Here is a 9882-nt window from a genome sequence, read left to right as displayed (position 1 = left end):
TGCTGCTGCTCGACGAACCGACCAACAACCTCGACCTCGACGCCCGCCACAGGCTCTACCAGGTGCTGGAGAGCTGGAACGGCTGTCTGCTGGTGGTCAGCCACGACCGGGCGCTGCTCGACCGCATGGACGGCATCGCCGAACTCGACGCGGGTGACATGCGGTGGTACGGCGGCAACTACACCGACTACGAAGAGGCCGTGCGCGGCGAGCAGGAGACCGCCGAGAAGAACATCCGCTCCGCCGAGCAGCAGGTCAAGCGGGAGAAGCGGGAGATGCAGCAGGCCCGTGAGCGGGCCGCGCGCCGGGCCGGTGTGGGCGCCAGGGCCGCCGCGAAGGGCAGCATCTCCAAGATGGCCGCCGGCACGCTCAAGCGGCGCGCCCAGGAGTCGGCGGCCAAGGCCAACGACACGCACGGCCAGCGCCTCGCCGACGCCAAGACCCGGCTGGACGAGGCGAGTCGGCAGCTGCGCGACGACCGCAGGATCTCGCTGGAGCTGCCCGACACCAACGTTCCGGCGGGGCGGACCGTCTTCCTCGGCGAAGGCATCCACGTCCGCTACGGCGAGCGGGACCTCTTCGCGGGCGACGGCGTCAGCCTCACCATCCGGGGCCCGGAGCGGATCGCGCTGACCGGCCGCAACGGCGTGGGAAAGTCCACCCTGCTGCGCGTGATCAGCGGTGAACTGGAGGCGGAACAGGGGGAGTTCAAGCGGGCGGACGGCCGAATCGCCTATCTCTCCCAGCGCCTCGACACGCTGCCGCTGGACCGCACCGTCGCCCAGTGCATGGCCGACTACGCGCCGCACAAACCCGAGGCGGAGCGGCTGACCCTGCTGGCCCGCTTCCTCTTCCGCGGGACGGCGGCGCACCTGCCGGTCAGGGCCCTGTCCGGAGGCGAGCGGCTGCGCGCCACCCTGGCCTGTGTGCTGGGTGCCGAGCCCGCACCGCAGCTGCTGCTGCTCGACGAACCGACCAACAACCTCGACCTCGACAGCGTCGAGCAGTTGGAGGGCGCCCTCAACTCCTACGAGGGCGCGTTCGTCGTGGTCAGCCACGACGAACGGTTCGTCAAGGAGATCGGGGTGAACCGCTGGCTGCGGATGGCCGACGGTCGCCTGCAGGAGACGGGGGCCCCCGACGATGAGTGACGCGTCCCCGGACCTGCCGGACGGGCAGGACATCCTGTCCGCCGACCACCGCTCGGCGCACCTGCTCGCCGAGAACCTGCACGTCGTGCTGGGCGACCGGGTCGTGCTGCACGACGTCTCGCTCAAGGTCTCGCACGGCGAGCGGGTGGGCCTGATCGGGGAGAACGGCCGTGGGAAGTCCACCCTGCTGCGCGCCCTCGCCGGCGAACTGGCGCCGCAGCGCGGCGATGTGCTGCGCGCGGTGACGGGCCGGGTCGGGTTCCTGCCCCAACAGCCCGACTTCCCGGCGGACTTCACCCTCGACGACGTGCTGGCCCGGGCGACCGCGCGGTTCGAGGAACTCTCCGCGCGGATGCGGGCCGCCGAGGAGCGGATGTCGGGCGAGGAGGGCGACCTCGACGCGGTCCTCGCGGAGTACGGCCGTCTCCAGGAGGAGTTCGACCGGCGCGGCGGCTGGGAGCTCGGCGCCCGCATCGGCGAGGTCCTGGACGTCTTCGGTCTGACCGGGATCGGCCGGGACCGCGCCGTCCGGACCCTGTCGGGGGGCGAGCGGTCCCGCCTCGCGCTGGCCGCGCTGGTGCTCGACGAACCGGCCGGGCTGCTGCTCGACGAACCCACCAACCACCTCGACGACCGGGCCGTGGACTGGCTCGTCCAGTGGCTCGCCGCCTACCGGGGCCCGTGCCTGATCGCCTCGCACGACCGGGCCCTGCTGGACACGGCCGTCACCGCCATCGTCGACCTGGACGGCCCGCGCGGCGCCACCGTCCGCTACGGCGGCGGCTACCGCGACTACCTCGCCGAACGCGCCGCGGCGCGGGAGCGCTGGTGGCAGCGGTACCGCGAGTGGAGCAAGGAAACGGCCGAGGCCCGGCGGCGGGTGCAGCGCGCCGCCACGAGCGGGCGCGTCTACAGCGGCAGGGCCGACAACGACAAGCTGTCCTACGACGCCGCGGGCAGCGGCGCCGAACGGGCCGTCGCCCGGACGGGACGCGCCGCCCAACTGCACCTGCAACGCCTCCTCGGTGAAGCGGTGCCGCGACCGCCCGAGCCCCTGGACTTCGCTCCCCCGCACGACGCGCAGGAGGCGGGCCCGGTCCCGGATCCGGCCGACGGCGTACTGCTGCGCGCCACCGGTGTGAGCGTCGGTGACGTGCTGCGGGACGCGGACCTGGAACTCGCCGCCGGCAGCCGGTACTTGATCAGCGGTCCGAACGGCGCGGGCAAGTCGACGCTGCTGTCGGTCCTGGTGGGCGAGCGCGCCCCGGACGCCGGAGAGGTGGCACGGGCACCCGGACTGCGCATCGGCTATCTGCCGCAGGACAGCGACTTCCGGGCGGAGCGCCGCCCCCTCCTCGACGCCTTCGCCGCGCGGCGCGCGGCCCATGTCGAGGACGCCGCCGCCGAGTTGACCCGGTTCGGCCTGTTCGAGCCCGGGGACTTCGCCACCCCGGCGAACCGGCTCTCCATCGGGCAGTGGCGGCGCCTCGACCTCGCACTGCTCTTCGCCGAGCGGCCGCACCTGCTGCTGCTCGACGAGCCCACGAACCATCTCAGCCTGGTGCTGGTCGAGCAGTTGCTGGAGGCGGTGGAGCGCTTCACGGGCCCGGTCGTGACCGTCACCCACGACCGCGCCCTGCGCGAGCGTCACCGCGACCGCCTCCTGGAACTGTCCGGCGGACGGCTGGCGCGGCCGTGACCCTGGACGGTGGCAGCTGAATCTCGACGGTGGCTGATGCCCGGCGGGTTCATGCGTCCCCGTGCGGCGCGTCTGCGTCCCCCTCTCGAACGACAAAGACGCGCCGCATGCTTCTCCCGGTGTCGCGCCCGGGCAGTGCCTAGCGGATGTACCGGCCGTCCAGGTACTTCTTGGCCAGGTCGAGGTAACGGGTGTCCTCGGAGTTGCGGATCAGCTCGAAGAAGAACATCTCCCGCGTGATCAGGTGCACCCCGAGCCTCTGCAGGCGGTCGAGGCCCACCTCGTGGTCCGCCTGGTTGCGGGCCGAGACGGTGTCGGCCAGCACGAACACCGTCTTGCCCTGCTCCAGCAGGCTCAGCGCCGACTGGAGGACGACCACGTGGGTCTCCGCGCCGGCCAGCACGTACTGGTCCCGGTCGGACGCGGCGACGTACTGCGCGATGGGCTCCTCGCGCAGCAGGTCGAAGTGCTCCTTCTCCAGCCGGGTCGCGCCCTCGGCCGCCTCGTGCAGCGACAGGGAGAGCCCGCCCAGCTTCTTGTGCTCCGTCAGCAGCACGGGGAGGTCGAACTCCCGCGCGACCTCCGCCGTCCAGCAGGTGTTGTGCAGCAGTTGGGTGCCCTCCAGCAGCAGAGGGATGAGCTCCAGCTGCATGTCGAAGAGGACGACCGCCGCCTTGTCCGCGTTTACCAGCATGTCCCGCAACCGATCCGTTTCGTGAGGAGTGAGGAGTGAGAGGTGGGGTGGTGGGAGGTGAGTGGTGGGAGGTGAGTGGTGGGTGGTGGAGTGAGTGGTGTGTTCGGGGCCCGGTCAGCCTCGTTCGGCCCAGAAGTCCGTCAGGGTCCTGTTGAAGTCCCGTGCCGCCGTGAGCGGCACGTAGTGCCCGTGGTCCCGGAACTCGTGCAGCCGCACGCCGGGGATCGCGGAGTACTGCGCGACCGCCGCCTCGTCGAGGACGCAGTCGCCGAGCCCGCGCACCACCAGGCAGTCCGGGGTGAGGTCCGCGAGCCTGTCGGTGACGTCGAAGGCGGTGAGGGCGGTGTAGTAGCAGCGCAGGATGTCCATGGAGGCGTTCGTGCTGAACTTCCCCGCCAGGCCGTCGCCCTCGCCGTCCGCGCCGAACACCGTCTCCAACAGGCCCCCGTGCAGGCGCAGTTCCTCGCGCAGGTCCAGGGTGCGTTCGAAGGCGTCCTCGCCGTAACGGGGCGCGCAGCTGACCAGGGTCAGTGAGGCCACGCGCTCCGGGTGCCGCAGGGCCGTGAGCGTCGCGACGCAGCCGCCCAGGGACCAGCCGACCAGGTCGGCGGGGCCGCCGACGGTGTCCCGCAGGAAGTCGGCCACCTCGTCGGCGAGCGCCTCGAAGGAGAAGCGCTCCTCGTCGAAGGAGGCGCCCTTGTGCCCGGGGTACTCCGGCACGTAGATCTTGCGTCCCGCCCGCAGCAGCGCGGGGATCTGCTGGGTCCACGCCCGCTCGTCGCAGTTGAGCGGCGGGAGCAGCAGGGTGGGCCGTCCGGTGTCGCCGTACTGGGTCCACTGGGTCAGCGGAGCCGCCTGCCGGGCCCGGCGGGGCGCGGCCGGGGCCGGGGTGTCCTCCTTCGGCCCGACGGGGCGGCCGCCGATGGCGGCGGCGAGGTCGGCCACCGTCTCGTGGCGGAACAGGTCGTGCGCCTTGATGGTGCTTCCGGCCTTCTGGTACGGGCTGAGCAACTGGACGGCCGAGAGCGAGTCCAGGCCGAGCGCGACGATCCTGGTGCCGGGGACGATCTCGCCCGATCCCTCCTCGAAGCCCAGCAGGGCCGTGAGCTGGGCGCACAGTTCGTCGGCAAGAGCGTCGAGACCTGCCAGGGCTTCGAGGTCGTCGCGACCTTCGTGCACGAGGTCCGGTCCCCTTTCCGGTACGGGTGCGGGTACGGGTTCTGATTCCGGTGCGGGCCGTGGTGCGGGGGCTTCGTCGAGCACCCAGTGGCGCCGCTTCTCGAACGGGTAGGCGGGCAGCGCGATCCGTGCCAGGTCGGCGGGTGCGGCGAGCCGGCGGCCGAGGGAGGCGGTGCTGTCCTGCGTCCGCCACAGGACGACCAGCTCGCGCACGCTGTCCTCGATGCGGTCGATGTCCGCGCAGCGCGGCGCCGGGGCGTCCTCGCCGCCCCGCGCCAACGCGTCCAGAGCGGTGAGCAGTTCGTCCCGGGTACGGGCCACGAGTACCTGCTCGTGGGCGTGGCGCGGGCGGCGCAGCAGCAGCTGGGAGAGGTCCCAGAGCCGGTCGTCGTCCAGCTCGGCGACGAGGTCCCGGGTGCGGCCGGCCAGCGCGGCGAGGCTGTCGCGCGACGCGGCCGACAGGCAGAACGGCAGTGCCCGCCCCGGGCGGCGCGGCACCGCGTCCTCGTCCGTCGGCCCGGCGGGCAGCTTGCGCAGGACCACGTGCCCGTTGGAGCCGGTGAAGCCGAACGCGCTGATGGCGCAGAGCGGTTTGTCCTCGGGCCACGGCAGCGGCTGCGCGTTGACCTTGAACGGGGCGACGTCGAGGTAGGAGACGGCCTCCTCGGCGGCGGCCACCGGCGGGATCGTCTCGTGCCGGAAGGCGAGCAGCGCCTTGATGACGCTCGCCAGGCCGGAGGCGACCAGGGTGTGGCCGATGAGCGGTTTCACGGCGCCGAGGTGGCAGCCCTCGCCGCCGGCCTCGCGGAAGGCGGACCGCAGGCCTTCCAGCTCGATGGGGTCGCCCAGCGGTGTCCCGGTGCCGTGCGTCTCCACGTACGCGATCTGCGAGACGTCGATGCCCTCGCGCGCGTAGAGGCCGGAGATCAGCCGGGACTGCGGCTGCGAACTCGGCGCCATCAAGCCGTTGGTGGTGCCGTTGTGGTTGGTGCCGGTCGCCTGGACGGCGCCGTGGATCCGCAGCCCCCGGGCCCGCGCCTCGTCATGGCGCATGAGGACGAGGGAGGCGGCGCCCTCGGCGGGGACGAAGCCGTCGGCGGCGTCGGTGAAGGGCAGCGACGTGCCTTCGGGGGAGCTCATCCGGGACCGCTGGGCGAACCGCAGCACCTCCGGGGTGCTGAAGACCGACACGGCGCCGACGACCGCGGCGCGGCACTGACCGGCACGGATGTTGAGCACCGCCTCGTGCAATGCCGCCAGCGACGAGGAGCACGCGCTGTCGAGCGTGATCGAGGGGCCGGTGATGTCGTAGAAGTAGGAGATGCGGCCGGACAGCGTCGAGGGCGCGTTGCCGAGGAAGCTGTGGGTGCCGTAGACGAGGTCGCTGCGCTGCGCCACCAGCGAGCGGTAGTCGCCCGGCAGCCCGGCGGCGAACACGCCGCAGTCCAGGTCACGCAGGTCCGCGGGCGTCAGGTAGCTGTCGTCGACGGCGTGCTGCACCGACTGCAGCAGGATGCGCTGCTGCGGGTCCATGCACTGGGCCTCGTTCGGCGAGATGCGGAAGAACCGCGCGTCGAAGTCCTGGTGCCCGTCGAGGAATCCGCCGGCGAAGTCCGCGCCGTCCGCCTCCCCCGCCCAGCGCCCGGTAGTGCCCACGGCGCTGCGGCCCAGCCGCAGGCGTTCCCAGTACTCCTCCAGGCCGTCGCTGCCGGCGAACCGGCAGGCCATGCCGACCACGACGGGGGTGTCGTCCTCAAGCAGCTCGTCCATGCCCACTCCCGCTTCCGTGGCGCGCCGTTTCCGTGCCGGTGCCGGTCACTCGAACCAGAACCTGTTCTGCTCGAACGCGTAGCCCGGCAGATGCAGCCGGCCGAACTGCCCGTCCTCGAACATCGATTGCCATGCGAACTCCTCCCCCTGCACGTAGCGGTCCCGCAGGTCCTCCAGCGCCGCGCGGTGGCCGGGGTCCGCGGCCGGCGGCAGGGTCACCGGGTGCGTGGTCAGCCGCTGGAGCCGGACCTTGGCCACGTCGCCGGGGCGTGCCTCCTCCAGGCGCCGGGCCAGCTCCTCGGTGTCGGCCACGATCCAGGCCGTGCGGTACTCGAAGTGGTCGCGGCCCGCCGCCAGGGTGTGGGCGAGGTCCGCGAGGTCCGCGCGCCTGCCCTCGGGGCCGCGCAGCCACTGCAGGAGGCTGTCGCGCATCCGCGTGAGCGAGGCGGCGGAGCGGGCGCTGAGCGGGACGATCCAGTGCGGCCGTGCCACCCCGCGGGCCGGTGGCGCGGGGGGCGCCTCGGACAGGACCACGTGTGCGTTGGAGCCGCCGAACCCGAAGGAGCTGACGCCGGCCACCCGTGGTGTGCCGCGTTCCCAGGCCTCGTTCTCCAGCAGCAGCCGGAAGGGCGAACCGGCCAGCTCCACCAGCGGGTTGCGCTCCTTGAAGTTGACGTTCGCCGGCAGGCGGCCGTGGCGCAGGCACAGCAGCAGCTTGAGCAGTCCGGCCATGCCGGCGGCCGGCTCCAGGTGGCCCACGTTGGTCTTCACCGCGCCGAGCGTGATGCTGCCCGGTTCCCGGCCGGGGGCCAGTGTCTCGAACGCGGTGCGCAGGGCGCTGATCTCGATCGGGTCGCCCAGGTTGGTGCCGGTGCCGTGCGCCTCGATGTGGGAGACGCGGGCGGCCAGTTCGGGTGTGTAGGCGCGGCGCAGCAGCGCGACCTGCGCCTCGGGGTTGGGGGCGGTCAGCGAGTTGGAGCGGCCGTCGTGGTTCTCGGCGACCGCCTCGATGACCGCGAGCACGGCGTCCCCGTCCCGCCGGGCGTCGTCGAGCCGCTTGACCACGACGCAGCCCACGCCCTCCGCCCGTACGTAGCCGTTGGCGTCCTTGTCGAAGGTGGCGCAGCGGAAGTCCGGGGAGAGCACGCCCAGTTTGCTCGCCGCGTCGGTGGCGGCCGGGTCGACGAGGACGCTGACGGCGCCGACGAGCGCCACGTCGCACTCCCCCGCCGCGAGCGAGAGCACGCCGCGGTTCAGCGCCACGAGGCCACTGGAGCAGGCGGTGTCGACGGTCTGGCTCGGGCCGGTGAAGTCGAGCAGGTGGGAGACGCGGTTGGCGAGCATGGCGTGCGCGTTGCCCGTGACGGTGTACGGGTGGGCCCGGTCCTCGCTGTGCTGCAGCGCCGTCTGGTACTCGCTGAACTGCACCCCGGCGAAGACGCCCACGTCGCGCAGGGTGCCGGGCGCGTAGCCGGCGTCCAGCAGGGCGTTGTAGGCGTTCTGCAGGAAGATCCGGTGCTGCGGGTCCATGAGCATCGCCTCGCGGGCGGAGACCCCGAAGAAGGAGTGGTCGAACGCGTCGAAGGCGTCGATGGTGCCCGCGAAGTACGGCGTGTCGCGGTCCTTCCAGCGCGTGACGGGGCGCACGGCGCTGCCGTTCTCGACGAGCAGCTGCCAGAAGTCGGCCAGGTCCTCGCCGCCGGGCATGATGCCGCTCATGCCGATCACGGCGTACTTGCCGCGTCCGGGGCTGGGGTCCTCGGTGACTGCGGCGGGTATCGGCGGCGCGGCGGCGACCGCCTGTGCGTCCCTGGCCGGTACGCCCTGGTCCCTCAGATAGGCGCTCAGTGTGGTGATGCTGCTGTATTTGAACAGCGCGTTGGGCGGGGTCTCCACGCCGAACTGCGGGCCCAGGTCGCGGGCCAGGTGCGAGAGCATCACCGAGTCGTAGCCGAGGTCGCCCCAGGTGCGGTCGACGGGGATGTCCTGCGGGCGCAGGCCGGTCTGGGCGCGCACCAGCTCCACGAGCCGTTCGCCGATGTCCTCCAGCGTCGCGCCGGAGTCCGCGGCCGGGCGCTGCGCGGCCGGGGCGGCGGTGGCCGGGGCCGGGGCCGTGGTGGCGGGCAGCAGCCGCTGCCGCATCCGCTCGGCGTCGCCGACGCAGGGCACGACCTGGTGGCAGGTGTCCGGCAGCTTGTCGAGCAGGTCGAGGAAGAGTTCGGCGCCGCGCTGCGAGGAGAGCGGCTCCATGCCGAACTGGCCGCGCAGGAACGCCGCGAGCGCCTGGTACTGCTCGCGCCGTTCGTCCTCGGCGTCCAGCCACAGCGGCCAGTTGACCGACAGGCTCAGACCGCTGCGCTCGCCCTGCGCCACGCGCCGGGCGCGCTCGGCCGCGAACTCGTCGAGGAAACGGTTGGCGGCGATGTAGTCGCTCTGCCCGCTGTTGCCCATGACGCTGGAGATGGAGGAGAAGACGCAGAAGAAGTCCAGCCGCAGCCCGGCGGTGTACCGGTCCAGGTTGAGCGTGCCGCGCACCTTCGGGGCGAGTACGGCCTCCGCGTCGTCCGCCGACTTGTTCTGCACCAGGGCGTCCTTGACGACGCCCGCGGAGTGGATGACGCCGTCGAGGCCGCCGAAGCGTTCGCGGATCGTCTCGATCAGGTCCCGGGTGCGGGCCGCGGAGACGATGTCCGTCTGCTCGTAGTGGAGTCCGGGCCGCGACGCGATCCACTGCCGCTGTGCGTCGTCAGGCGCGGAACGGCCGACGGCGACGACCGTGGCGTCGTAGCGCTCGGTGAGGAGCTCGGCGATGGCCCGGCCGACCTTGCCCAGGCCGCCCGTGAGGAGGTACGTCCCGCGGGTGCGCAGCCGGACGTCGCGGTCGGCGAGGCCGATCTCCGTCAGCTCCCGTGTCCGGCGCGTCCCTGGGGACCACTGGACCTCGGTGAGCGGGCCGCGCGCCGCCCGCAGTTCGTCCAGCAGTGGCGCCCAGCCGTCGGCGAACGCGTCCCCGGGGCCGCTGCGGCGTACCTGGACGGTGCGGATGTGCGGGTTCTCCTCCGCGAGTCCGTGCAGGAATCCGGCTCTGGCCCGCACCTCGGCCGGGTCGTCCTCGTGGGTCACGCCGAGGATCGTGGACGGCGTGCGGCAGGCCTGGAGGGCCTTGGCGAAGGCCAGTTCCGCCTCCACCGTCACCTCGCGCCGCAGGTCCAGCCAGTACAGGTGGTCCCCGTCCGGCCCGCCGGACAGGTGCGCGGCCTCGTCGCCGGGTGCCACCCGGATCAGCCGGGTGCCCTCGGGCGGGTCGGGCAGCCGGTGCTCCCGGCCGCGGTCGGTGAGGACGAGGACGCGGGGCACGGGCGTCCTCGCGGGGCCGTCCGCGGGGCGCG

The 9882-nt window shown here is 72.8% G+C and carries 5 protein-coding genes; 2 read left to right on the top strand and 3 right to left on the bottom strand.

The genetic code is table 11. The features are described from left to right. A partial coding sequence (locus G3I40_RS34940) for an ATP-binding cassette domain-containing protein (protein ID WP_164558865.1) occupies window positions 1-1151 on the top strand: 1151 nt, incomplete at its 5' end. Next, window positions 1144-2850, top strand: a complete 1707-nt coding sequence (locus G3I40_RS34935) for an ABC-F family ATP-binding cassette domain-containing protein (protein WP_164558864.1) — start codon at window positions 1144-1146, stop codon at window positions 2848-2850. The genes G3I40_RS34940 and G3I40_RS34935, both read left to right, overlap by 8 nt. Window positions 2851-2989: 139 nt before the next feature. Here the strand turns inward: G3I40_RS34935 and G3I40_RS34930 are convergent, their stop codons facing one another. The 3 genes from G3I40_RS34930 to G3I40_RS34920 all read right to left on the bottom strand — a co-directional run. Then, window positions 2990-3544 carry a hydrolase gene (locus tag G3I40_RS34930; RefSeq protein ID WP_164558863.1) on the bottom strand — a complete coding sequence of 185 codons (555 nt, stop codon included), beginning with the start codon at window positions 3542-3544 and terminating at the stop codon, window positions 2990-2992. A 114-nt stretch (window positions 3545-3658) separates the two neighbouring features. Next, window positions 3659-6493 (bottom strand): alpha/beta fold hydrolase, encoded by a 2835-nt coding sequence (locus G3I40_RS34925; RefSeq protein ID WP_164558862.1) that lies wholly within the window; start codon window positions 6491-6493, stop codon window positions 3659-3661. A 45-nt stretch (window positions 6494-6538) separates the two neighbouring features. After that, a partial coding sequence (locus G3I40_RS34920; protein WP_203645332.1) for an SDR family NAD(P)-dependent oxidoreductase occupies window positions 6539-9882 on the bottom strand: 3344 nt, incomplete at its 5' end.

The organism is Streptomyces sp. SID14478, from assembly GCF_010548525.1.
Classification (GTDB): domain Bacteria; phylum Actinomycetota; class Actinomycetes; order Streptomycetales; family Streptomycetaceae; genus Streptomyces.
Note: the sequence above shows the minus strand (reverse complement) of the source record. Positions and strands in the feature narration are given on the sequence as shown.

Coding starts and splice junctions, on each gene's coding strand:
- G3I40_RS34935 (WP_164558864.1), top strand. CDS start 1,144: ATGAGTGACGCGTCCCCGGACCTGCCGGACGGGCAGGACATCCTGTCC.
- G3I40_RS34930 (WP_164558863.1), bottom strand. CDS start 3,544: ATGCTGGTAAACGCGGACAAGGCGGCGGTCGTCCTCTTCGACATGCAG.
- G3I40_RS34925 (WP_164558862.1), bottom strand. CDS start 6,493: ATGGACGAGCTGCTTGAGGACGACACCCCCGTCGTGGTCGGCATGGCC.